Origin of the sequence: Burkholderia sp. SIMBA_062, assembly GCF_046534765.1 — a bacterium.
GTDB lineage: Bacteria > Pseudomonadota > Gammaproteobacteria > Burkholderiales > Burkholderiaceae > Burkholderia > Burkholderia ambifaria.
This window is the reverse complement of sequence record NZ_JAWRYD010000246.1, coordinates 1-274: the sequence shown is the minus strand read 5'-3', so window position 1 is coordinate 274 and position 274 is coordinate 1. Positions and strand designations below refer to the sequence as shown.

Sequence of the window (274 nt, the reverse complement as noted above, 5' to 3'; positions counted from 1 at the left end):
AACCTTTCGGTACCAGCTCGGTCACGATGTACGGCCTGATCGATCAAGGTCTGGAATACGTCAACAACGTGGCCAAGGGCAAGAACGCCACCACCAGTGCGTTTCGTGAAGGCGATGGCACCGCCACCTCGTATTTCGGCATTCGCGGCAATGAAGATCTGGGCGGCGGTACGCGCGCCATATTCGATTTGCAGGGCGGCTTTCAGCCGAATAACGGCGCGTCGCGGCAGGGCGGACGCCTGTTCGGCCGCCAGTCCTATGTCGGCCTCGACGG

Annotated in this window: 1 protein-coding gene; it reads left to right on the top strand. The window is 61.3% G+C overall.

Annotated elements, in window-relative coordinates:
• Positions 1-26: 26 nt before the first annotated feature.
• On the top strand, positions 27-274 hold a 248-nt coding region (locus SB786_RS36220; RefSeq protein ID WP_410731574.1), incomplete at its 3' end, for a porin.